This is a genomic window from Pseudomonas sp. MWU16-30317, from assembly GCF_020515695.1.
In the GTDB taxonomy this organism is placed as follows: domain Bacteria; phylum Pseudomonadota; class Gammaproteobacteria; order Pseudomonadales; family Pseudomonadaceae; genus Aquipseudomonas.
Window position 1 is genome coordinate 49,999 of the sequence record NZ_JAIWJA010000008.1, and the last position, 23,529, is coordinate 73,527.

Sequence of the window (23,529 nt, forward strand, 5' to 3'; positions counted from 1 at the left end):
TCGGCTTTGATTTTTTTAGCGTCATGTCTAACGAGGATTCCCATGCGCCTGATTCGCATGCTGTTGGTTTCTGCACTGGCTCTGTCCACCTTGCCGGCCCATGCCGGTGACAAGGACGTGGCAAGCTTGACGAAGTTGCTCGAAACGTCTCAGACCCTGCAAGCCAACTTCTCGCAGTTGACGCTGGACGGCGGCGGCACGCAGCTGCAAGAGACTGCCGGGCAGATGGTGCTGCAGCGTCCGGGCCTGTTCTATTGGCACACCAATGCTCCTAACGAGCAAACGATGGTCTCCGATGGCAAGAAGGTCTCTCTGTATGACCCTGACCTGCAACAGGTCACCATCAAGACCCTCGATCAGCGCCTGACCCAGACCCCGGCCTTGCTGCTCTCCGGCGATATCTCCAAGATCAACCAGAGCTTCGATATCACCTCCAAGGAGTCCGGCAACATTATTGATTTCACCCTCAAGCCGAAGACCAAGGACACCCTGTTCGACTCCCTGCGGCTGTCCTTTCGTAGCGGCTTGATCAACGACATGCAGCTGATCGACAGCGTTGGTCAGCGCACCAACATCCTCTTCACCGGGGTCAAGGCCAACGAGAAGGTGGATGCAAGCAAGTTCACCTTTGTCCCGCCCAAGGGAACCGACGTCATTCAGGAGTAAGTGGTTCGCCCATGGACCTGTTTCGCAGCGATCCCATCGCCCAGCCACTGGCCGCACGCTTGCGCGCCAGCAACCTCGACGAGTACGTCGGGCAGGAACACGTGTTGGCGCGCGGCAAGCCCCTGCGCGAGGCGCTGGAGCAGGGCGCTCTGCATTCGATGATCTTCTGGGGCCCGCCGGGGGTCGGTAAAACTACCTTGGCGCGGCTACTGGCCAAGGTTTCGGATGCACATTTCGAAACCGTCTCGGCAGTGCTGGCCGGGGTCAAGGAAATCCGCCAGGCCGTCGAGGTGGCCAAGCAGCAGGCCGGTCAATACGGCAAGCGCACTATCCTGTTCGTCGACGAAGTACACCGTTTCAACAAGTCGCAACAAGACGCCTTCCTGCCTTATGTCGAGGACGGCACGCTCATCTTTATCGGCGCCACCACCGAAAACCCCTCGTTCGAGCTCAATAACGCCTTGCTCTCGCGGGCGCGGGTGTATGTGCTCAAAAGTCTCGACGAAGCCGCCATGCGCAAGCTGGTCGACCGCGCGCTCACCGAGGAGCGCGGTCTGGGCAAGCATCATTTCACCTTGGGCGACGAGGCCTTTCGCATCCTCATGGCGGCGGCCGACGGTGATGGTCGACGCCTGCTCAATCTGCTCGAAAACGCCTCGGACCTTGCCGATGACGACAGCGAAATCGGCGTCGAGCTGTTGCAAAGCCTGCTGGGCGACACACGGCGACGCTTCGACAAGGGTGGCGAGGCGTTTTACGACCAGATCTCGGCGCTGCACAAATCTGTGCGCGGCTCCAATCCGGACGGCGCGCTGTACTGGTTCGCACGCATGATCGACGGCGGCTGCGACCCGTTGTACATCGCTCGGCGCGTGGTGCGCATGGCCAGCGAAGACATCGGCAACGCCGACCCGCGTGCCTTGCCGCTGTGCTTGGCGGCGTGGGATGTGCAGGAGCGCCTCGGCAGCCCGGAAGGCGAGTTGGCCGTGGCTCAGGCGATCATCTACCTGGCCAGCGCGCCGAAGAGCAACGCGGTGTACATGGGCTTCAAGACCGCCATGCGCGAGGCCGCCGAATTCGGTTCGCTGGAAGTGCCGCTGCACCTGCGCAACGCACCGACCAAGCTGATGAAACAACTCGGCTATGGCGAGGAATATCGTTACGCGCATGATGAACCTGACGCCTATGCGGCCGGCGAAGACTACTTCCCCGACTCCCTGCAGCCGCGTCCCTATTACCAGCCGGTGCCCCGCGGTCTTGAGCTCAAGATCGGGGAAAAACTACGGCATCTGGCCCAACTCGACCAGAACAGCCCTCGGAGGCGAAGAAAAGAGTGATTCCAACAATCATTGCGGTTACTTTTGGCGGTATCGTTGGCACACTGTTGCGCTTCGCCACCGGCACGATTGTCAGTGCACACTGGCCGCGTTACTTCTATGCCGGTACGCTGGCGGTCAATATCGTCGGGTGCCTGTTGATCGGCTACCTGTATGGCCTGTTCCTGATTCGCCCGGAGATCCCGGTGGAAGTGCGCTCGGGATTGATCGTCGGCTTCATCGGCGGGCTGACCACGTTTTCGTCATTTTCCCTGGACACCGTACGCCTGCTCGAGGGCGGCCAGGCCCTGACCGCCATCGGCTACTGCGCCGTCAGCGTATTCGGCGGCCTGTTTGCGACCTGGGCTGGCCTGGCCCTGACCAAAATCTGAACCAATACTGATAAACGAGAGAACGACATGCTCGATTCCAAACTGTTACGTAGCCAACTTCAGGACGTAGCGGACCGCCTGGCTTCCCGTGGCTACACCCTGGATGTGGCCCGCCTCGAAGCCCTGGAAAACCAGCGCAAGGTGGTGCAGACCCGCACCGAACAATTGCAGGCCGAGCGTAATGCCCGTTCCAAGTCCATCGGCCAGGCCAAGGCCCGCGGTGAAGACATCGCGCCGCTGATGGCCGATGTCGAGCGCATGGGCAGCGAGCTGACAAGCGCCAAGCTTGAACTCGACGGCTTGCAGGTCGAGCTGGACGATATCTTGCTGGGTCTGCCCAACTTGCCGCACGAGTCCGTCCCCGTGGGTGCCGACGAAGATGGCAACGTCGAAGTGCGTCGCTGGGGTTCGCCGACCGCGTTCGACTTCCCGATTCAGGATCACGTCGCTCTGGGCGAGAAATTCGGCTGGCTGGATTTCGAAACCGCCGCCAAGCTGTCCGGTGCCCGTTTCGCCCTGTTGCGCGGGCCGATCGCGCGTCTGCATCGCGCGCTGGCGCAGTTCATGATCAACCTGCACGTCGCCGAACACGGCTACGAAGAGGCTTATACCCCGTATCTGGTGCAGGCGCCTGCGTTGCAGGGCACGGGCCAACTGCCGAAGTTCGAAGAGGACCTGTTCAAGATCAGCCGCGAAGGCGAAGCCGATCTGTACCTGATCCCGACGGCTGAAGTGTCGCTGACCAACATTGTGGCCGGGGAGATTCTCGATGCCAGCCAGCTACCGCTCAAGCTCGTCGCGCACACGCCGTGTTTCCGCAGCGAAGCGGGTGCTTCGGGGCGTGACACGCGCGGCCTGATCCGCCAGCACCAGTTCGACAAGGTCGAGATGGTCCAGGTGGTCGAACCGTCGAAATCCATGGAAGCCCTCGAAAGCCTGACCGCTAACGCCGAGCGTATCCTGCAGGCGCTGGAACTGCCGTATCGCGTACTGGCGCTGTGCACCGGCGACATGGGCTTCAGTGCGGTGAAAACCTATGACCTCGAAGTCTGGGTACCGAGCCAGGACAAGTACCGGGAGATTTCCTCGTGCTCCAACACCGGTGACTTCCAGGCGCGGCGCATGCAGGCGCGCTGGCGCAATCCCGAAACGGGCAAGCCGGAACTGGTGCACACTCTCAACGGTTCGGGGCTGGCAGTAGGGCGCACGTTGGTCGCGGTGTTGGAAAACTATCAGCAGGCCGACGGCACCATCCGCATTCCGCAAGTGCTCAAGCCTTACATGGCAGGCCTTGAGGTCATCGGCTAAATGGAGTTTCTGCCGCTGTTTCACAAGCTGCAAGGCAGCCATGTACTGGTGGTCGGCGGCGGCGAGATCGCCTTGCGCAAATCGCGGTTGCTGGTGGATGCGGGGGCGCTGATCCGTGTGGTCGCGCCAGAGGTCGAACATCAACTGCAAGCAATGGTCGACGGTAGCGGTGGCGAGGTACGGCGACGTGGTTATGCCGAGGCGGATCTTGACGGTTGCCAGCTGGTTATCGCCGCGACTGACGATCAGGCGCTTAACGCCCAAGTGTCAGCCGATGCCAAGCGCCGCTGCGTGCCGGTCAATGTGGTCGACGCGCCAGCGCTTTGCAGTGTGATCTTCCCGGCCATCGTCGATCGTTCGCCCTTGGTGGTCGCGGTGTCCAGTGGCGGCGATGCGCCGGTGCTGGCGCGGCTGATCCGCGCCAAGCTGGAGACCTGGATTCCTTCCACCTACGGTGAACTGGCCGGCCTGGCCGCGCGCTTTCGCAGCCGGGTCAAGCAGCTCTATCCGGATGTGACCCAGCGTCGGGCGTTCTGGGAGGAGGTCTTCCAGGGCCCGATTGCCGATCGCCAGCTAGCCGGGCAAGGCGCCGAGGCCGAACGCCTGTTGGAGGCCAAGGTCAACGGTGCGCCGCCCCATGCGCCGGGGGAAGTGTATCTGGTGGGTGCAGGCCCGGGTGATCCGGACCTGCTGACCTTCAAGGCACTGCGCTTGATGCAACAGGCTGATGTGGTGCTTTACGATCGGTTGGTTGCTCCGGCGATTCTAGACCTGTGTCGCCGCGACGCCGAGCGGATCTATGTCGGCAAGCGCCGCGCCGATCATGCCTTGCCACAGGAGCAGATCAACAAACAGTTGGTGGACCTGGCCAAGCAAGGTAAGCGCGTGCTGCGCTTGAAGGGCGGGGACCCCTTCATCTTCGGGCGCGGCGGTGAGGAGATCGAAGAGCTGGCGGCCCATGGCATTCCCTTTCAGGTGGTGCCGGGTATCACGGCGGCCAGTGGTTGCTCGGCCTATGCCGGGATTCCGCTGACCCACCGCGACTATGCCCAGTCGGTGCGCTTCGTGACCGGCCACTTGAAGAACAATACCAGCGATCTGCCTTGGCCGGATCTGGTCGCGCCCGCGCAAACGGTGGTGTTCTACATGGGCCTGATCGGCTTGCCTATCATTTGCGAGCAGATGATCAAGCACGGGCGCAGTGCCGATACCCCGGCGGCGTTGATTCAGCAGGGCACGACGGTCAATCAGCGGGTGTTCACCGGGACCTTGGCGGACTTGCCGCGCCTGGTGGCGGAGCATGAAGTTCATGCGCCGACATTGGTGATCGTCGGTGAGGTGGTGATGTTGCGCGACAAGCTGAAGTGGTTTGAGGGCGCGCAGGCTAGCGTCTAGGCGAGTATCTGTGGCGTTTGATCTACTGTCTTCGCCGCCGAACGCGCCGCCTTGCTCCTACAGTGATCTGAAATCGTAGATCTGTGGGAGCAAGGCCTGCCCGCAAAGCGGCCATCCCAGGCCGCCAAATCTCCAGATTCAAACCCCGGCCTTGTGCCACACACCGCGGCCCGTCAATCGCTGGCGATCATGCTCCACGGTGAAATCCTGTAGCGGCCCCTTGGGCACGATCCCGGTCGGGTTGATGGTCTTGTGGCTGCCATAGTAATGATGCTGGATATGGTAGATATCCACCGTCTGCGCAATCCCAGGCCACTGATACAGCTCCCTCAGCCAATTCGACAGATTCGGGTAGTCGGCAATTCGCCGCAAATTGCATTTGAAGTGCCCATAGTAGACGGCATCGAAGCGAATCATTGTGGTGAACAGGCGGATATCCGCTTCCGTCAGGTATTCGCCAACCAGGTAGCGCCTCTCGCCCAACAACGTTTCTAGCTGGTCCAGCTCGGCAAACAGCTCGTCGAAAGCCTTTTCATATGCACCCTGGGACGTCGCGAAGCCGGCACGATAGACGCCGTTGTTCACGGCGGGGTAGATACGCTCGTTAAGGGCATCGATGGTTGGTCGATGCGGCTCGGGGTAAAAATCCAAGCGATTGCCCGTCAGGTCATCGAATGCGCTATTGAACATGCGGATGATCTCCGCCGATTCGTTACTGACGATGCGTTTGAGCTGCTTGTCCCATAGCACCGGCACCGTGACGCGGCCGGTGTAGCCTGGAGTCTCCGAGGTGTAACGCTGATACATGAACGTCAGGCTATCCAGAGCATCGCCTGTAGAGCCTTTGTCGGTATCGAAGGTCCAGCCGTTTTCGCCCATGAACCAGCTGACCACCGAGACATCGACCAGCGAATCGAGGCCTTTTAGTGCGCGCATGATCAGCGTTCGGTGAGCCCAAGGGCAGGCCAGCGAGACATACAGGTGATAGCGACCGGCTTCGGCCGCAAAGCCGCCTTCACCGGTGGGACCTGGACGCCCATCGCGGGTCACCCAGTTGCGCCGCTGTGCGGCCTCGCGCTGAAAAGCGCCGTCCTTGCTGCTTTCGTACCACTGGTCGTGCCAGCGCCCCTCGATCAGCAAGCCCATCACCGTCTCCTTCAACTTGGTATGTTCGCGTTGGAGACCAGTCTAAAGGTAATGGTTCGATAGAAAGGCGCAAATGATGACCTGCCATTATCGGTATCTTCGATGCGAATCCTTTAGTGAGGGGCTCGCCCCCGACCGATCGATGGGCCATCGGGCAAGTCTCCTCGCTAGAGAGAACGATTAGCCCAGAAGGTTTGAGCTTTGGCGAATGCGCTATCGCGGTCTTCACCCAGCCCCCGCAGCGCCAATGCCATGGTTGAAATCAACGCCATCTGGCCATAGCTGTCCTGGCTTTCACCCCGCCAGAACGCCAGCAGATGCTGTGGCTCCAGCGTCGCGGGTTTGACATGCCGTTGCGCCGACAGCATCGGCCACTCTTCATCCCAGCTTTGCCCGCCGTCAGTGCCATACAAGTGGCTTGGGCTATCGGGATTCACTTCGATCTCGCCACCATCGCCCTTGATCACGATGGCCCTATCGCCCAGCAGCCCGCTGGCATCGCGGTGCACCACCTGATACCCAGGGTGAAAAATGCTCTGCAACCCGCAGCTTGCACTCAGCGGGTTGAGAATCCGCGCCAGCGAGTGAATCGGCGAGCGCAGCCCCAAGGTGTTGCGCAGGTCGATCATGCGCTGTAGTTGCGGTGCCCAGTCTACCAACGGCATGAACGCCAAGCCCTTGGCGTCCAGCGCGGTACCGGTGGCCTGCCAGTCACGGCAAAGCGGAATGTCCAGCAGCCCCAGCAGTTGCTCGGTGTACAAGCGCCCAGCCGTGTGGGCACCGCCGCCGTGCATGAAAATCCGTATGCCGTTATTGGCCAGGCATTTGGCTGCCAGCAGGTACCAGGGCAGATGACGCTTCTTGCCGGCATAGGTGGGCCAGTCGATGTCCACTTGCAGCGCCGGCGCTTGCAGGCGTTCACGCAGGGCTTCAGTGAAGCCCGCGAGCTCCTCCGGGCTTTCTTCCTTGTGCCGTAACAGCATCAAGAAGGCGCCGAGCTGCGCTTCTTCGACCTTCTCATCGAGCAGCATGCCCATGGCTTGCCGGGCTTCCTCGCGGGTCAGGCTGCGCGCACCGCGCTTGCCCTTGCCGAGGATGCGCACGAATTGCGCGAACGGGTGTTCGGCCGGGGTTTCGGTGACGAGAGCGATGGGTGTGGTCATATGCAATTGGTCGGCTTGGGCAGGCCCGCCAGCTTGGCGGCGAGTTTGGCGGGAGTGCCGTTGAACAGCAGATTGAGGTGCAGGGAGTTGCCCTTTTCCGGGCCCAGCTTGGCAGCGGTGTACTTGATCAGGGGACGAGTGGCAGGGGATAGCTCGAATTCGGTGTAGAACTGGCGCAACAGCTCGAGGATCTCCCAGTGCGCCGGGGTCAGATTCAAGCCGGCCTGCACCGCAAGCGCTTCGGCCACGGTCGTGGACCAATCGTTCAGATCTATCAGGTATCCGTCCTTGTCGAGGGCGATATGTTTATCGCCAATCAGCAGCGTATTCATAGCCAGGTGTTGACCTTGTCGAAATCGATAGAGAGTTGCACGAAGCCGGCGTAATCAAGGCGCTGTACCTGCTCGCTGGCGTTGATGGCCCTGGCGCTGACATCTTCATCCAGTGCATACAGGCGCCCGCTTTGCGCCACTTCCAGCAGCGGCAGCCATGCGGTACTGCCAGTTTGCAGGGCGTGCACGGCGTCGCCACAGAGCAGCAGGCCATCGGTCGCCCCTAATACCCTGAGGCAGCTCGTCAACCGGCCATCGGTGAACGAGGAGTGGGAGACTACATGCAAGGTCGCCATTAGATCGTCACCACTATGTCGAAGCGGTCAATAAGGGCTCTGATGCCAGCGTCATCCAGCATCTGTGCATCCAGCGCCAGCGCTGTATCACTCAGGCCACGCTCGGCCAGGCTGCTGGCGCAGACGAACAACTCGTCGACACCGAACATTGGCAGCGCTTGCAAGTTGGCCCCCAGATTCTTTTGCTGCACGGCGGCCGGTTGCTGTGCGGGCAGCAGTTGCAAGGCGCCATCGTCGAGAAACAACATTGCCAACGGCAGGTCGAACGCGCCGCCAGCCAGGGCGATATCCAGCGCTTCACGAGGTCCAGGCCCGGACCAAGGCGCCTGGCGGCTGATGATCAACATCGACTTGGCCATATTATTGTCCTCCAAAGCTGACGAGCCGGTCGGCAAGCTGTGCGGCCTCGTGCAACTGCCCCAGGCCCGAAAGCTCCCACGGCGCGGGCAAATTGACTGCAGTGCGACCGTAGCGCTGGGCTTCTTCGGTGTTCAGCACGCCGCGACGCAGCGCGGCGGCGATGCACACTACCGCATCAAGGCCATTGTCGGTCACGAACTGCCGCCACAGCGCCGGTACATCCAGTTCATCCTGAGGTGTGACGACATTGCTGGAGGCACTGTGCACACCGTCCTGATAAAAAAACAGCCGGGTAATCTCATGCCCTCCCGCCAGTGCCGCTTGGGCGAACAGCAGGGCGCGGCGCGAGGAGGGCGCATGGGCGGGGGCGAACACGGCAATGGCAAATTTCATCGGTCACTCGATCAGCAAATCTGAGGGAATGATAAAGCCTCATCCACGAAAAAGCCCGCCGAAGCGGGCTTTCTGGTGATCAGCTGCCGTGGCCGAAGCCTTAGCGAGTTCCTTTAGTCATCACGACCCATGATGCCGAAGATCTGCAACAAGCTGATGAACAGGTTGTAGATCGAAACATACAGGCTGATAGTCGCCATGATGTAGTTGCGTTCGCCGCCGTGGATGATCGCGCTGGTCTGGAACAGAATGCAGACCGACGAGAACAGCACGAAGCCAGCGCTGATGGCCAATTGCAGGCCGCTGATCTGGAAGAACATGCCCGCAACGGTCGCGCCCAGCAACACGAAGAAACCGGCGGTGATGAAACCGCTGAGGAAGCTCATGTCCTTGCGGCTGATCAGCACATAGGCCGACAGACCACCAAACACCAGGGCGGTCATGGCGAAGGCCGAGCTGACGACTTCTGCGCCGCCGCGCATACCCAGATAGACGTTCAGCACTGGGCCGAGGATGTATCCCATGAAGCCGGTCAGGGCGAATGCCGAGACCAGGCCCCACGCCGAATCGCGCAGCTTGTTGGTCAGGAAGAACAGACCGTAGAAGCCGATCAAGACGATGAAGATATTAGGACGACCCACATGCATCTGCTGTGCAACGTAAGCCATCACGCCGCTGAAGGCGAGGGTCAGGGCCAGCAGCCCATAGGTGTTGCGCAGGACGCGGCTAACTTCTAGCTGCTGAACCTGCGAGCTGTTATTAACGGCATAATCCTGTTCGCGCATGGCGAGCTCCTTAAAGGTTGGAACGAGATCGACGCCGTAGCGCCGGGCCGAAACCTGTGTCTGAAATGTTCGGATGCAAAGATCATAACAGAGCGGCGCCAATAGGCCACATTGAGAGTTTGACAGGTTGTTTCATTACGGTATTATGGCGCCCGCAACGCAGCTGGGGCCGTGGCCGAGAGGCTTCCCAGGCAGCCTGCAAGTGTCATCGCAACACTCGGGAAATTGGCAGAGTGGTTGAATGCACCGGTCTTGAAAACCGGCGGACGTTAATAGCGTCTCCAGGGTTCGAATCCCTGGTTTCCCGCCAACATCATCGAAAAAGCCCCGCAAATGCGGGGCTTTTTTGTTTCTAGGGGTTGGTCGTAGCAAAGCGGAAGCGGCCAGTCGGTTCCGCATCTTTTCCAATGCGTTCCACAACCCTGCGGCTTCGCCATTCGGCCTGCGCAAGTTGCCACGACCAAGCACAGCCCCTCAACGGGCACATCGCCCTCAGTCTGTTCGACAATACTGCGACTAACCCCCAAGCGACCTGGAATCCCAGACGGACCATCGAGGTTGAAAAGCGTTCTACAAAGCCATCACCGAGGGCATCCACAGCAGTACAGGTGGGATGTCTAGATCAGCCTGATCGACACGAAGCGAGAGGATTGGTCATTTGGCAATGGCGAGATGCAATGTAATCCCCCCGAATGATCCCGCGACCGCGACCGCGCTCCAGACAGATAAGCGGTAGATAAATTTTCTGAACCGCCTTCCGCTCGACATGACCAACTCTCTGAAACCCCCGATTTATCAGGCCCTCAGAGAGGCTGGCATGCTGATAGCAACCGTTGAACAACAAAAACTGGCCATGCTCGCCATTATCCAGCAATTGTCGACCCAAGGGGTGGACCTGGTTGCTGTCGCCGAGGCCGCCAAGCTGCGTATTTTCGGCAGTCCGGACCTGTTCGAGCTGCCGGCAGAGTACCGGCTGCGTGCAGCATCGGCAGTGGATGAGCTGATAGGTGAAGCCATCAAGGACCCGACCGACAGCGCCAGATGACGGTCGAGCCCGTGTCCTGCCCCCACAGATATCACTAAGAGGATCCATCATGGCCGACGAAAAGCCAGAACCGCCCAAGGATGACACCCCAGCCCACTCCACGCCGCAAGAGCGAGAACGGTTGAAGGATTTCAACAAGGACGGTATCCCACCCGGGTCGAGTTGATATTACCCTTCATCCTGCAATCGCAAAATCCGATCGAACCCTTGCGCCAGAGCGTCTGTCGACTTTCCATACGCTCTGGCTACGAACCGCGAGGGATGGATTTTGCACAAGCTTGAGTCGCCCGGCACCCCCATCGTCTGGTCGGTATTTCCCTTGCTGGCCTTGGCCGGCGCCACCGACGCCTTGATGATCCTGCACAGCAAGGATTTGCTCGCGGTTTACATGACCGGCAATTCCACCAAGCTGGGCGATTTTCTGGCGCAGGGCGCATGGTTCAAGGTTGGCGAAATCGCCAGTGTCATCGGTACTTTCGTGTTCGCCACCACGGTTGCAGCGTGGATGGGTGATCGCATCGGTCGTGTGCGTAGCGGCGTACTGCTGCTGTTCGTGGGGGTGTTGCTGGCAATCGCTGCCCCCTTGGCCGCGCAAGCGACGGAGAAATACTCCCTGGCTACTGTCATGGTCATTGCCGCCGCCATGGGCACCCTCAATCAAGTCCGTGCCGACGAGCCGGGCGTCACCTTCGTCACTGGCCTGCTGGTAAAGCTGGGGCGTTGCCTGGCGGCAGGCAAGTTTGGCGGGGCGGCGGATGCCTTTTCGCGCTGGCTGTGCCTGTTGATCGGTGCGCTGCTAGGGACGCTGGTCGACGGCCGTCTCGGCGCCGCGACCCTGTTGCTGCTGGCTGCTCTGGCCGCCCTCGGCGCACTCACCGCGTGGCTGGTTCAGCCCAATGGCCGCCCGCAAGAATCCTGATCTGTGGTTGCCAATCATCTGGAGAATATCCCCATGTCCGACTCGAAGCTCTATCCGTTCGCCGCTCAAGGCCCCGGCACCGCCGATGGCAAACGTCTGCCGACCTCAGGCCCTGCGAGGCCGGCAACCGAAATCGACCGCGGCGGGGTAAAAGACGGCAAGGTCGAATTCATCAACTGGCGTGGCGAAGCGGACCGGCCTGAACCCGCACCGCCCGCGCCCCTGCCACCGGCAGAAAGAGTCGGGTTCGCCATCGTCGGCCTGGGTCGCCTGGCGCTGGGGCAGATCCTGCCGGCGTTTGCCCAATCGTTGCACGCCAAGCCGGTCGCATTGGTGTCTGGCAGCCCAGACAAAGCCAAAGCGGTCGCCGCGCAATATGGCATCCGGCAAGAGGCGGTGTATGGCTACGACCAGATTGAGGCGCTGGCCGATAATCCTGAGGTCCAGGCCGTGTACATCGTCACCCCCAACGGGCTGCATCTTGAACAGGTGCAAGCGGCAGCGCGCGCGGGCAAGCATGTGTTGTGCGAGAAGCCCATGGCCAGTACTTCCGAGCAGGCGCGGCAGATGATCAAGGCCTGCGACGCGGCCGGGGTGCGGTTGATGATCGCTTACCGTTGCCAGTACGAGGATTTCAATAGCGCCGCTGCGCAACTGGTGCAGTCGGGTGAGTTGGGGCGCGTGCGGCTGATCGAGGCAACCAACGCCCAGGCCCAGGGCCCCGATGGTCAGTGGCGACTTGACGCCGCGTTGGCTGGCGGCGGCGCGCTGCCGGACATCGGCCTGTATTGCCTAAACGGCGTGCGCACCATGCTCGGTGAAGAACCGATCGAGGTCTATGCACAAGTGGTCAATCCTCAAGGCGATCCGCGTTATGCCCAGGTCGAGGAAACCATGAGCTTCATGCTGCGTTTTCCCTCCGGCGCCATCGCCAATTGCGCCACCAGCTACGGCGCTCACGAAACCAAGGACATGCGCCTGCGCCTGGAAAAAGGCTGGATCGAAATCGAGAACGCCTTTGCCTACAAAGGCCAGCGTTTGCGGGTGGCTCGACGCAAGGACAGCCTCGAATCCGTCGAAGAGCTGCGAGTAGGGGCGGGTAATCAGTTCAGCCAGGAGATCGACCACTTCGCTCAGTGCCTGCAGACCGGTGAGGCACCCCGCACCCCTGGCGAAGAGGGGTTGCAGGATCACTTGCTGATGGAAGCGATTTACCAGTCGGTGCGGGAGAATCGGCCAATACTGATCGAGTGGGAAAGCAAGCATCGCACCGCAGCACGCTCTTGAAGAACACAGGGGAGCAGCACTGGCCGCTCCCCTGTGAAGTCATGGGGCATGCAGCGTCACCGTAACTCCGAGTCGTTCATCCTCTGCATCATCTGCCGCCCAGACACGGTAATTGCCTGGCCCGATAACAAAGCCTCCCTCCTCGAAACGAGCAAGGATGCGTGGCTCCAGCTGGACCTCGACATCGGCTTGCTCGCCCGCTGCCAGAAAGACTTTTTCAAATCCGGCGAGGCGTTTGGCAAAGCCGTCTTCGCCCGTTTTTGCGATATAAAGCTGCAACGTCGTGGCGCCAGCGCGCGGGCCGGTATTGTTCACCCGCACTGATACCTTGCCGGGCTCGTTGACGCGCAGGTCGCTGAATTCGAATGTGCTGTAGGACAACCCGAAGCCGAACGGCAGCAGCGGCTTGAGACGCTGCCGTGCATACCAGCGATAACCGACATCCGAGCCTTCGATATCGTAGTTGATCGGGATGATCTCGCCTTTACGCGGCATACCGGGGTTGGAGGTGGTGGTGGCAGGGTCGATCTGCTCGGGGCGCGGCAGTTGCGACTCGCTGGCGGGAAAGGTGATCGGCAAGCGTCCGGACGGATTCACTCTGCCGAACAGCACGCCAGCCACCGCCGGGGCACCCCCTGAACCGGGATACCAGGCGGCCAGCACAGCGGCGACGTTATCGAGCCAAGGCAACAGCACAGGGCCGCCGGTCTGCAAGACGACGATGGTGTTGCGGTTGGCTGCGGCGACGGCCTCGATCAAGGCATCCTGATTGCCGTCGAGGCCTAGTCCCTTGGCGTCCAGCGCCTCCGAGCGCCATTCCTGAGCGAAGACGATCACCGCATCGGCGATCGCCGCCTGCGCAACGGCCAAGGTCACATCCGTGCCGTCGAGAAAATCCACCTGCTGCGCCGCGCTTTCTTCCTTGATCGCCTGCACCAGGGAGGACGGTTGGTAAACCTTGGCGACCTGCATGCCCATCATGTCGATGCCCGGCAGCGACAGGCTGCCGATAGGGGGCACGCAAGAGGAGCCTCCGCCACACAGCACGCCGTGATCGGCGTGGGCACCGATGACCAACAATCGTTTTGCCCGTTGTGCCAGGGGAAGCGTGCCCTGAGCATTCTTGAGCAGCACGATGCCTTCCTCGGCCTGGCGTTGGGCGATGAGCCGATGTTGGCTGTAATCGATGGGCAGCGCCGACACCGGGTCCAGTGCCCCCACCTCGATCAGGCTGCGCAGGATGCGCGTGACCATGTCGTCGATGCGGCTCTGCGGGACTTCGCCAGCCTTGACCGCCTGGCGCAGCGCCGCGCCGAAGTGATGGGCGTCGTCCAGATTGGCGCCCGACTGTACGTCCAGCCCCGCCAGCGCGGCCTTGACGCTGGAATGCGTGGCGCCCCAGTCGGACATCACCCAGCCTGGGTACTCCCATTCCCCCTTGAGCACGGTATTCAACAGGAAGGCGTTCTCGGACGCGTAATCGCCGTTGATCAGGTTATAGCCGGGCATCACCGCACCGGGTCGACCGATCTCTATCGCCAGCTGGAAGGCCAGCAGATCGGACTCGCGCAACGCCGCCTCGCTGAGGTTCGAGCTGACCATCACGCGTCCGGTCTCCTGAGCATTGGCGACGAAATGCTTGACCGTCGACACCACCTTCTCGGATTGAATGCCGGCCACCGACTGGCCTGCCAATACGCCGGTCAGCAGAGGATCCTCGCTGATGTACTCGAAATTGCGACCACCGCGGGGCTCTCGGACCAGATTGGCGCCACCCGCCAATTGCACGTTGAAGCCTTTTTGCCGCGCCTCTCGACCCACCAGCGCGCCCGACTCGAAGGCGAGGCTGGGGTTGAACGTGGCGCCGAGCAGCAGCGAGCTGGGCAACGCGGTGGCATGGTCACCTGGGCGGACATTGCCGAGGTTGCCGACACCGAGGCTCGCGTCCGATTGCTGCATGGCCGGGATGCCCAGGCGTTCGATACCGGGGTAAAAAGCGGCAGACCCCAAGGCGCCCTCCGGTTTGTCTTCGCCGGCCAGTGGAATGGCCATGGGGCCGGATAGCCAGGCGAACTTCTCGTCCTCGGTCATCTGCGCCACGAGGGTTCGTGCGCGGTCATCCGTCGAGCGGTCGACGGGTGTTGCGGGTACCTCACTCATCACGATCGTCCAATCAAGTGTGTAAGGTTCTGAGTGGTGTCTGGCTCGCGGGTTCCCGGCCGATCAGGGTTTCATGAGAGGCTTCATCCGGCGGCGCTGACGGTGTTCACTGCGGTGATTCGCCCATTCCAGATCATCTCGTAGTGGGCGCTCTGTACGATGGACGTTACCGGGCGTGGCGTCATCAGTGCCCAGCAGGTATTGCCCGGCAGACGCACCGAACGGTAACGCAGCCCGGGGCTGCCCGCGTTCTTGATGGCTCTGCCCAGTTGCCGGGACTGACTGTAGTCGTCCGGCGCATGGATCGGGTGAGTGATCGGCAGCACCAGGGCATCGAACATGTCCTTGTCGGTGAACACGCAGGTCAGCCCGCGAAACACGAAGCGCTCGTAGTTCAAGCCTTGAACCTTCGCCCAGTAACTGTCCTGGTGATGGCGCACCTCGGCCAGCGCGGTTTCCATGGTGTCCGCCAGGTACAGGGCGCCGAAGCTGCCATCGCTGAATCGCGAGCCGGCCGGATTGACATGGGTAAAGGGCGCCGTCGCATAGGCGCAGCCGGGGATGCCAAATGGGATTTGCGCGCGAGGGATCAGTTCCAGCCGCCCGATTTCATTCTGCAGGCGCGGATTGGTCAGCGCCTGCAACTGGTACAGCACCTCGAACTCGTCGGCACTGGCCACGTCGTCGAACAGTGCGATGGGAGGGAATCTGGAATTGACCAAGCGGCAGGCGTGCACCTGTTCGCCCGGCATCCGTGCCAGTTGATCGAGCATTACCATTGTGCTCCGCGCAAGGCATCGATGCGCCTGAAGGTTTCATACAACGAGATCATGTCGCCCTGCGCCATGACGTCGAGCGGCGCGCGTCCGCTGAAGAATTCATTGTGGTTGGCCATTTGCGCAAAGCCGTAGACGTTTTCAGGGTTGTCGAACACCAGGCGCAGCGCCGCGTGGATGTTGAGCACCAAGCTGACGCGCTGTATCTGGTCTGTGTCCAGGTTCAAGGACCAGCTCGAATCGCTCTGTTTGGCGCGGGCCAGGGTGCTTCGCGAGATGCGCAACACGTTGCAGGACTGTTCGCCGCTGGCCCGCCATTTTTCCAGGATGCCCACGGCGACACGCAGGCCTGCGGCGCATTGCTCTTTGCTGAATGTTGGTGTTTGCAGTGCGGCGACCATGCCCGTGACCTCATGCCTTGTGTCTGTAGATGCAAATATAATCTTTGTTTCTCTACAGACGCAAGGATGCATTGGAGGCTGATGGCGGTACGCGAGGGGAGGTTTAGTGATCATTCGCCGATTGTGGAGGGGAAACTCTTCACTGATCAGAGGGAAATCATTCCCCCCAATCAGTCGTTGTCGAGCGAATTCGAGGAAAAAAGCGCCGACTCTCCCGACGCCTTCTTCAACCCGCCGTCACACCAGCAGGTTTTTTTTGATGCTGCCGCCCTGCACGATCATGGCCAGGTGCTCGCCCTGGCCTACCAGGCAGCTGATATCGGTCAGCGGATCGCCATCTACCACCAGCAGATCGGCCAAGGCACCCGGGGCGATGCAACCCAGCTCGCCTTCGCGTTGGAGGATCTGCGCGGCGACGCTGGTGGCACTGCGGATGGCCGCCAGATTGCCCAGCACCTCGGCGCGGATCTTCAGTTCGTAGCTCTGGTATTCGTGCATCTCGCCCAGCAGATCGGAGCCGTAGCCCATGGGCACGCCGGCTTCGGCAAACAGTTTCAAGGCATTGCGCCCGGCCTGGCGCACGTCTTCGATCTTGGCCACCGACTCGGGCGGCAGGCCGGCGCGGGCGCCATGTTCGGCGAGCATTTCGTAGGTCACCTGGGTGGGGACTGCAAAGGCGCCTTTCTCAGCCATCAACCGCGCGGTATCGGCATCCACCAGGTTGCCGTGCTCGATGGTGCGTACGCCGCATTCGATGGCGCGGCGGATGGCGCGAGCGGTGTAAGCGTGGGCCATGACGTAGGTGTTGGCGGCCTCGGCTTCGTCGACGATGGCGCGGATTTCGGCCTCGCTGTATTGAGTGTTGGCGATCGGATCGGTGGGCGAGGAGACGCCGCCCGAAGCCATGATCTTGATCTGGCTGGCGCCCTGTTGCAGCTCTTCACGCACGGCCAGGCGCACGTTGTCGACGCCATCGACCACTCGCGCGATGGCACCCGCGCGAAAGCAGCACGAGCACGGTTCGCTGAGCAGCAATTCGCCACGGGCGCGCATGTCGCCATGGCCCCCGGTCTGCGACAGTGCCTTGCCTGACGCGAAAATACGCGGGCCGGGGATCAGCCCGATCGCAATCGAACGGGCCAGCGCCCAGTCGGCACCACCAGCGTCGCGTACCGTGGTGAAGCCGCGCTTGAGCATGGCGTCGAGGATCGGCAGGGCGCGATACATGGTGATCGCGTTGGGTTGCAAGGCGTTGAGGCCGAGGTTGGCATTGGAGGCCAGTACGTGCACGTGGCAGTCGATCAGACCGGGCATCAGCGTGCGCCCGCCGAGGTCGATCACCTCGGCGCCCGCTTCGGCCGATTCGCCCTGGGCGCGCACGGCGACGATGCGTTCACCCTCGATCAGTACTTCCTGGCCCGTCAGCAACTGGCCGGCGACGGGGTCCAGCAGGCGGCCGTTGCGCAGGATCAGGCGAGTAGGGGTGGTCATTGGACAGCTCCTGTCAAAGTGATGTGTGCCTTGGGCTTGTCGCGTGGCTGATCGCGGAAGAGCAGGGCGCCGATGCCGCTCACGGCTGCCGCGAACATGATGTAGAAGGCCGGGGCGAGATTGCTGCCGGTCTGGGCGATCAAGGCAGTGATGGTAAAGGTGGCGAAACCACCGAAGATGGTTACCGCGAAGTTGTAGGCCACCGACAGCCCGGTGGACAGCACGTGGGTCGGCAGCAGTTCACCGAAAGCGGCGAGGATCGAGCCGATATAGCCGGCGATCATCAAGCCCAGTACCAACTCGAACACCAGCAGCGAGGCCAGCCCGGGCGCGTGGTTGATGTAGTAGAACATCGGGTAGGCGGCGATGAAGATGGCTGCAGCCGAGCACAGCAGCCATGGGCGACGGCCCTGCCTGTCGGCCAGGGCGCCGACGATGGGCGTGGCGACGATCAACACACCGCCACCCACCATGCTGGCGCAGAAGCCCATCCACGACGGCAGGCTCAGAACACGGGTCGCGTAGGAGGGGATGTAGAACAGAATGGCGTAGGTGCACACGGTCCAGAGCACCACCAGCGAGAAGCTGATCAGGGTCTGGCGCGGATAGCTGCGCAGCACTTCGCGCAACGGCGATTCACTGGTTTGCGCTTCACTGTAGGCCGGGGTTTCGTCGATGCGGCTGCGGATATAGAAGCCGATCGGGCCGATCAGCGTGCCGATCAGAAAGGGCACGCGCCAGCCCCAGCTTTCCAGTTGTGCCTGAGTCAGGTAGGTCGACAGCAGCGCGCCCAATCCAGAGCCGAGCAGCACCGCGACGCCGATACTGGCCTGGATCCAGCTGGAGTAGAACGCCTTGCGCCCAGCCGGTGCATGCTCGGTGAGGAACGCCGTGGCGCTGCCCATTTCACCCCCGGCGGAGAAGCCCTGCAGCAGCCGCGCGAGCACGATAAGCACCGGCGCGATAAAGCCGATCTGGGCAAAACTGGGCGTCACCGCGATGATGAAGGTGCCCAGCGCCATCAACAGAATGGTCAATGACAGCGCCGCTTTGCGACCGTGCTTGTCGCTATAGATACCCAGTACGATGCCGCCCACCGGGCGCATGAAAAACCCGACCCCGAAAGTGGCCAACGCCAGGAGGTACGAACTCAGTTCGCTGCCGGTGGGGAAGAACACCTTGGCGATGATCACCGAAAAGAAGCTGTAGACCGTGAAGTCGAACCATTCCAGGCCGTTACCGATCACGGTGGCGACGACGGCGCGGCGCGCCTGCTTCGAATGGATCTGAGAGGGGGTATGGGCGCTCGCGTTCACATGAAGCTCCTGCATGCTGCATTCGCAGGCCTCCTGTGGTTCAGGAAAGATCCCGCGAAGAATGAGGGCAGAACCGGGCAAGTTGACGCTGTGTCAGGGTCTGATGCCCTTGTGTGACCCGAGAATACGGGCGGTGCGAGGAAGGCGAAAACGCTTATTGCGCAGATTTGCATGCGTGCAGCGCATGCAAGGCCTACGCGGGAATTTGCCCCGTCAGCCACTTCTCGAACGCCCGGGCGGCGCGACTCGGCAGCGATGCAGTCGGCGTCAACAGGTAATAACCGCCTACGGCGCCGACCCTCTCGACGCAGGCGGGGACCAAGGCGCCACTGCGCAGGTGCGCGTCGATCATTGGTCGCCAGCCCAATACGATGCCGTGGCCGGCGATCGCCATGTCCACCAGCACTGGGTAATGGTTGACCGTCAGCCGCTTGCGGATGATCGAGGCGTCGACGTCCTGGCGCGCGAACCAGTTGCCCCAGGACAGCCACTGGCGTTGACCGTCTTCGAGCATCAACAGCCGATGATCAAGCAACTCGGCGGCCGTCAGAGTGCGTCCTTGCAGATAGTCGGGCGAACAATAGGCACCCACTGACTCGGGAAACAGCAACTGACTGTCCAGCCCCGACGGCGAGGTGGCGCCCAGAAAGTACACCGCCAGGTCGAATTCGGCGCGCACCAGCGAATCAAGGCCGTCGACCACCCGTAAACGCGCGTCCACCGCCGGAAACTCATCCACGTAGCGGCCCAGTAGCGGCCCCAGCCACAGCGCTGCGACGCCACTGGAGCACGCCAGGGTCAACTGCTGCTCGCCGTTGTGGGTGATGACCTTGGCCGTGGCTTCGGCGCATTGGGTCAGCAACCGATGCACCTCCTCGGCATACAACTGGCCGGCGACGGTCAGGTGAATGCGCTTGTGCTCACGGCGAAACAATGCCCGCCCGAGGAACTCCTCCAGCTGTGCGACCTGGCGGCTGATGGCGCTTTGCGTCAAGTGCAACTCGGCCGCCGCACGGGTGAAGCTGCCATGACGCACAGCGGCCTCGAAGGCGATAAGGTTTTGCAGCGGGGGAAGGGGATCGATGCGCATGGTGAGGAGCAAACCTGTCAGGGAAAGGAAAGTCAGCCGCGGCTGTTGGATTTGAACGCCGGCAACTCCTGCAACAGCATCTGCAACATCCGGCTCGACGCCACGCTCAACTGGCGCCCCAAGCGGCTCACCAGGTGCGTCTGGGGGCTACTGAATACCGGGTTTTGCAGGGGCAGGGCGACCAACGCCCCGGCCCTGATTTCCTCTTCCACCACAAAAGTCGGCAACAGCGTCACCCCACCCTGCATGGCGAAGCGCTTGAGCAGGGCGAAGGTGCTGCACGTCAGGGTCGGCAGCAGGCTGACACCCTCCTGGTGTTCCGCCGCCAGCAGGATCTGCCGGATACCGTAGGCCACACCGGGTAGCGCCAGGCGATAGTGGTCCAGCCCCAGCAGAGCGATCGGCTCCTTGCTGTGTACCAGTACATGCTCGGGGTTGACCACCGCGCACACAGGATGGCTGTGCTGTGCGTGGGAGCGCAGCTTGTTGTCTGCCGCCGGATTGAACACCAGGCCGATATGCGCTTCGTCCTCAACCACCTGGCGGATCAGCTCGTTGCTGCCGCAGACATTCACGATCAGCTCGACCTTGGGGTACAGCGTCGAGAAATGCGTCAGCGGTTGCGACAGACTGTCGAGGAAGCCCTCGCCCACCGCCAGCGTCACCGAACCACTCTGCAGACCGCGCAACGCCTGGATCGAGTCCAGCAGTACTTCTTGCTGCGTCAGCCGTTGACGATAGTAGGTCAGCACCTTGTCACCGGCTTCGGTCGGCTTCACGCCACGACGGTGGCGCTCCAGCAGCGGTGCTCCGAGCTCCTGCTCCAACTGAGCGATCTGCCGACTGACCGCCGAGGGCGCGACGTTGAGGATGTCGGCGGCGGCCCTCACGCTGCCTGCGCGCACGGCCTCGAAGAAATACAGGATGCGACGATCTTGGACGATGCTCATAAAAATCCTGTGTTGCCTTAAACGCAACAAAAATGCGAACTAGCGATTATTGCTGTGATCACCGACCGCTGTCCATACTCGTCTCATGCCCCAGGCAGGGCCCTCAAAATTTGAGCGAGAGACCTTCAATGAGCTTGAAAATCGGCGTTATCGGGCTAGGCAACATGGGCGGTGGCATGGCCGCGACGCTGGCGAGCAAAGGCTTCGACGTCAGCGGTTTCGACCTTGCCCACACCGCGCTGGAAAAGGCCCAGGCCAAGGGCGTCAAGCCCGTTGCCGAGCGCGAACAACTGATTGCCAGCGTCGAGGTGCTGATCCTTTCGCTGCCCAAGGCCGAACACGTCGAAGCTGTGTGCCTGGGCGCCAACGGCATCCTCGCGCTGGGCAAGCCGGGGTTGATCGTCGTCGATACCACCACCTCCACCCCCGAGGCGAGCCGCAAGGTTGCCGCCGCCCTTAAGGTCAAAGGCATCGCCTTTATCGACGCCCCGGTGTCCGGCGGCCCCAAAGGCGCGGCCACCGGAACCATGTCGATGGTGATCGGCGCCGAGGACGACGATCTGGCGCGCGTGATGCCGATACTCGAGGGCATGAGCGGCACCCGCGTGCACATCGGCCAGACCGGCGCCGGCAACGTCGCCAAGATCGCCAACAACATGCTCACTGCCTGTCACCTGATCAGCACCGCCGAAGCACTGAGCATGGCCGCCAAGGCCGGTGTCGACCCGGCAAAACTGCTCGAAGGCTTGAACGCCGGCTCCGGGCGCAGCAGTGCCACGCAAGCCATGTTCCCCACTTGGGTCATGAATAAGGCTTACGACTCGGGCTTCACCATGGGCCTGATGCGCAAGGACGTCGGCCTGGCCCGCGACCTCAGCGCCAGCCTCGACCTCGACCTGCCGCTATCGCGCGCCGTCGCCGAACTATGGCAAGCGAGCAGCGCCACGCTGCCGGACGCCGATGACTTCTGCTGCATCGTTGAACGCACCGACGCCCCCCTGTTTGGCCGTGGAGAATAACCAATGAGCACGCAAAAGATCCTTGAATTGATGCGCCCGTTCTGGGGCGACCGCAGCACTATCGGCAGTTACGTTGGCGGTGAGTTCATCGACGGTCACGGCGCGCCAGTGGAAGTACGCAACGCCCACGATGACAGCCTGCTGTTGAGCTTCGCCGATGCCGACGAGTCACTGGTCGCCATCGCCGATCGAGCCACCAAGGCCGCCCAGCAGCAGTGGTGGGCGCTGACCGCTCAAGCCCGTGGCCGCGCGCTTTACCAGGTAGGCGCGCTGATTCGCGAGCAGGCCGAGAGCCTTGCGCAAATAGAATCCCTCACCGCCAACAAGCCGATCCGCGATGCCAGCGTCGAGGTGCAGAAAGTCGCCGAGATGTTCGAGTACTACGCCGGTTGGGCCGACAAGCTGCACGGTGAAGTGATTCCGGTGCCCACCAGCCACCTCAACTACGTGACCTACGAACCGCTGGGCACGGTGTTGCAGATCACCCCCTGGAACGCGCCGATCTTCACCTGCGGCTGGCAGTTGGCGCCGGCCCTGGCCGCCGGTAACGCGGTGATCCTCAAACCGTCCGAGCTGACCCCGCTGTCGTCCTTGATGGTCGCCGTGCTGATCGAGCGCGCGGGCGTGCCCAAGGGCCTGGTCAACGTGATCGCCGGGTTCGGTCACAGCATCGGCCAGGCTTTTATCGCCAAGGCCGATATCCGCAAAGTGGTATTCGTCGGCTCGCCGGCTACCGGCCGGCACATCGCCGTCGCCGCTGCGCAGCGTTGTATCCCCGCCGTGCTGGAGCTGGGCGGCAAGTCGGCCAATATCGTCTTCGCCGATGCCGACCTCGATGTGGCCCTGCGTGGCGCGCAAGCGGCGATTTTTTCCGGTGCCGGGCAAAGCTGCGTGTCCGGTTCGCGCCTGCTGGTGCAAGAGTCGATCTTCGAGAAATTCACCCAGGCCCTCGCCGTGGCCGCTAGGCAGTTCAAGGTCGGTGACCCCAGCGATCCGCAAACGCAGATCGGCCCGATCAACAACGCCAAGCAATATCGGCACATCAAAACCATGCTCGAACGCGCGCTGGAAGAGGGCGCCACGCTGGTGGGCGCCGATGCCGAGCCGATCCCCGCCACGCCCGGTTATTACGTGAACCCTACGGTGCTCAAAGGGACTAACGATCTGTACTGCGCCCAGGAAGAGATCTTCGGTCCAGTGGTGGTAGCGATTCCGTTCAAGGACGAAGCCGACGCCATCCGCATCGCCAATGACAGCCGTTTCGGCCTCGCGGGCGGGGTATGGACCCGCGATGTCGGGCGCGCTCATCGGGTTGCCAGGCAAGTACGCGCCGGCACCTTCTGGGTCAACGGCTACAAGACCATTCACGTCAGCTCGCCGTTCGGTGGCTACGGTGAGAGCGGCTACGGCCGTTCCTCCGGCCTCGACGCGCTGCGTGAGTACAGCGAAGTGAAAAGCGTGTGGGTCGAAACCGCCGCCACGCCTGCCGCATCCTTTGGCTACGGCGCCAGCCTGGAGTAATG

At 62.0% G+C, this 23,529-nt stretch carries 24 protein-coding genes and 1 tRNA gene; 11 read left to right on the forward strand and 14 right to left on the reverse strand.

Annotated features, from left to right (window positions below):
• Positions 1-42: 42 nt before the first annotated feature.
• From lolA to cysG, 5 genes are read left to right on the forward strand one after another with little or no spacing between them, the layout of a single operon-like run.
• Positions 43-666 (forward strand): outer membrane lipoprotein chaperone LolA, encoded by a 624-nt coding sequence (gene lolA / locus LIX93_RS21200; protein WP_226506021.1) that lies wholly within the window; start codon positions 43-45, stop codon positions 664-666.
• An 11-nt stretch (positions 667-677) separates the two neighbouring features.
• The gene (locus LIX93_RS21205; RefSeq protein WP_226506022.1) at positions 678-2,003 is read left to right on the forward strand and encodes a replication-associated recombination protein A; all 1,326 of its coding nucleotides are present in this window, start codon (positions 678-680) and stop codon (positions 2,001-2,003) included.
• Positions 2,000-2,374, forward strand: coding sequence for a fluoride efflux transporter CrcB (crcB, locus tag LIX93_RS21210; RefSeq protein ID WP_226506023.1), 375 nt, complete (start codon positions 2,000-2,002; stop codon positions 2,372-2,374). Before LIX93_RS21205 ends, crcB begins: the two co-directional genes overlap by 4 nt.
• A gap of 27 nt (positions 2,375-2,401) precedes the next feature.
• Positions 2,402-3,682: a serine--tRNA ligase gene (gene serS / locus LIX93_RS21215; RefSeq protein WP_226506024.1), complete on the forward strand. Its 1,281-nt coding sequence runs from the start codon at positions 2,402-2,404 to the stop codon at positions 3,680-3,682.
• The gene (gene cysG, locus LIX93_RS21220; protein WP_226506025.1) at positions 3,683-5,077 is read left to right on the forward strand and encodes a siroheme synthase CysG; all 1,395 of its coding nucleotides are present in this window, start codon (positions 3,683-3,685) and stop codon (positions 5,075-5,077) included.
• Positions 5,078-5,215: 138 nt separating this feature from the next.
• Here the strand turns inward: cysG and LIX93_RS21225 are convergent, their stop codons facing one another.
• The 7 genes from LIX93_RS21225 to LIX93_RS21255 all read right to left on the reverse strand — a co-directional run bounded on the left by LIX93_RS21225 (position 5,216) and on the right by LIX93_RS21255 (position 9,552).
• A complete protein-coding gene (locus tag LIX93_RS21225; protein ID WP_226506026.1) occupies positions 5,216-6,223 on the reverse strand; it encodes a glutathione S-transferase family protein in 1,008 nt (335 codons plus the stop codon).
• 167 nt (positions 6,224-6,390) lie between these two features.
• Positions 6,391-7,386, reverse strand: a complete 996-nt coding sequence (locus LIX93_RS21230; protein ID WP_226506027.1) for a glycosyl transferase family protein — start codon at positions 7,384-7,386, stop codon at positions 6,391-6,393.
• On the reverse strand, positions 7,383-7,718 hold the full coding sequence (locus tag LIX93_RS21235; RefSeq protein ID WP_226506028.1) for a TusE/DsrC/DsvC family sulfur relay protein: 336 nt from the start codon (positions 7,716-7,718) through the stop codon (positions 7,383-7,385). The genes LIX93_RS21230 and LIX93_RS21235 overlap by 4 nt, the downstream gene beginning before the upstream one ends.
• Positions 7,715-8,014: a sulfurtransferase complex subunit TusB gene (gene tusB, locus LIX93_RS21240; RefSeq protein ID WP_226506029.1), complete on the reverse strand. Its 300-nt coding sequence runs from the start codon at positions 8,012-8,014 to the stop codon at positions 7,715-7,717. The genes LIX93_RS21235 and tusB overlap by 4 nt, the downstream gene beginning before the upstream one ends.
• Positions 8,014-8,373 carry a sulfurtransferase complex subunit TusC gene (gene tusC / locus LIX93_RS21245; RefSeq protein WP_226506030.1) on the reverse strand — a complete coding sequence of 120 codons (360 nt, stop codon included), beginning with the start codon at positions 8,371-8,373 and terminating at the stop codon, positions 8,014-8,016. The genes tusB and tusC overlap by 1 nt, the downstream gene beginning before the upstream one ends.
• Position 8,374: 1 nt before the next feature.
• Positions 8,375-8,767 (reverse strand): sulfurtransferase complex subunit TusD, encoded by a 393-nt coding sequence (gene tusD / locus LIX93_RS21250; protein WP_226506031.1) that lies wholly within the window; start codon positions 8,765-8,767, stop codon positions 8,375-8,377.
• A gap of 113 nt (positions 8,768-8,880) precedes the next feature.
• Entirely contained in the window at positions 8,881-9,552 is a 672-nt protein-coding gene (locus LIX93_RS21255; protein WP_226506032.1) for a Bax inhibitor-1/YccA family protein, read from the reverse strand.
• A 219-nt stretch (positions 9,553-9,771) separates the two neighbouring features.
• On the opposite strand from LIX93_RS21255, the gene LIX93_RS21260 reads away from it, so the two are divergent.
• The 4 genes from LIX93_RS21260 (at position 9,772) to LIX93_RS21275 (ending at position 12,803) form a co-directional block, all read left to right on the forward strand.
• A tRNA-Ser gene (locus LIX93_RS21260) sits at positions 9,772-9,862 on the forward strand.
• A 507-nt stretch (positions 9,863-10,369) separates the two neighbouring features.
• Complete coding sequence (locus tag LIX93_RS21265) at positions 10,370-10,597, forward strand: hypothetical protein (RefSeq protein WP_226506033.1); 228 nt, start codon at positions 10,370-10,372, stop codon at positions 10,595-10,597.
• Positions 10,598-10,865: 268 nt separating this feature from the next.
• Entirely contained in the window at positions 10,866-11,516 is a 651-nt protein-coding gene (locus LIX93_RS21270) for a YoaK family protein (protein WP_226506034.1), read from the forward strand.
• 33 nt (positions 11,517-11,549) lie between these two features.
• On the forward strand, positions 11,550-12,803 hold the full coding sequence (locus tag LIX93_RS21275; protein WP_226506035.1) for a Gfo/Idh/MocA family oxidoreductase: 1,254 nt from the start codon (positions 11,550-11,552) through the stop codon (positions 12,801-12,803).
• Positions 12,804-12,842: 39 nt separating this feature from the next.
• On the opposite strand, the gene LIX93_RS21280 is transcribed toward LIX93_RS21275, so the two are convergent.
• The 7 genes from LIX93_RS21280 to LIX93_RS21310 form a co-directional block, all read right to left on the reverse strand.
• Positions 12,843-14,963 carry a glycoside hydrolase family 3 C-terminal domain-containing protein gene (locus LIX93_RS21280; protein ID WP_226506036.1) on the reverse strand — a complete coding sequence of 707 codons (2,121 nt, stop codon included), beginning with the start codon at positions 14,961-14,963 and terminating at the stop codon, positions 12,843-12,845.
• An 83-nt stretch (positions 14,964-15,046) separates the two neighbouring features.
• Positions 15,047-15,742, reverse strand: a complete 696-nt coding sequence (locus LIX93_RS21285; protein ID WP_226506037.1) for an RES family NAD+ phosphorylase — start codon at positions 15,740-15,742, stop codon at positions 15,047-15,049.
• Positions 15,736-16,140, reverse strand: a complete 405-nt coding sequence (locus LIX93_RS21290; protein WP_226506038.1) for a hypothetical protein — start codon at positions 16,138-16,140, stop codon at positions 15,736-15,738. Before LIX93_RS21290 ends, LIX93_RS21285 begins: the two co-directional genes overlap by 7 nt.
• A gap of 237 nt (positions 16,141-16,377) precedes the next feature.
• Positions 16,378-17,631, reverse strand: a complete 1,254-nt coding sequence (locus tag LIX93_RS21295; protein WP_226506039.1) for an amidohydrolase family protein — start codon at positions 17,629-17,631, stop codon at positions 16,378-16,380.
• Positions 17,628-18,962, reverse strand: coding sequence for an MFS transporter (locus LIX93_RS21300; RefSeq protein WP_226506040.1), 1,335 nt, complete (start codon positions 18,960-18,962; stop codon positions 17,628-17,630). The genes LIX93_RS21295 and LIX93_RS21300 overlap by 4 nt, the downstream gene beginning before the upstream one ends.
• Positions 18,963-19,140: 178 nt before the next feature.
• Positions 19,141-20,037 (reverse strand): LysR substrate-binding domain-containing protein, encoded by an 897-nt coding sequence (locus LIX93_RS21305; RefSeq protein WP_226506041.1) that lies wholly within the window; start codon positions 20,035-20,037, stop codon positions 19,141-19,143.
• A 32-nt stretch (positions 20,038-20,069) separates the two neighbouring features.
• A complete protein-coding gene (locus tag LIX93_RS21310) occupies positions 20,070-20,987 on the reverse strand; it encodes a LysR family transcriptional regulator (protein WP_226506042.1) in 918 nt (305 codons plus the stop codon).
• A gap of 128 nt (positions 20,988-21,115) precedes the next feature.
• Between LIX93_RS21310 and LIX93_RS21315 the strand changes: the two genes are divergently transcribed.
• Positions 21,116-22,006: an NAD(P)-dependent oxidoreductase gene (locus tag LIX93_RS21315; protein ID WP_226506043.1), complete on the forward strand. Its 891-nt coding sequence runs from the start codon at positions 21,116-21,118 to the stop codon at positions 22,004-22,006.
• A gap of 3 nt (positions 22,007-22,009) precedes the next feature.
• Positions 22,010-23,527: an aldehyde dehydrogenase family protein gene (locus LIX93_RS21320; RefSeq protein WP_226506044.1), complete on the forward strand. Its 1,518-nt coding sequence runs from the start codon at positions 22,010-22,012 to the stop codon at positions 23,525-23,527.
• Positions 23,528-23,529 lie beyond the last annotated feature (2 nt).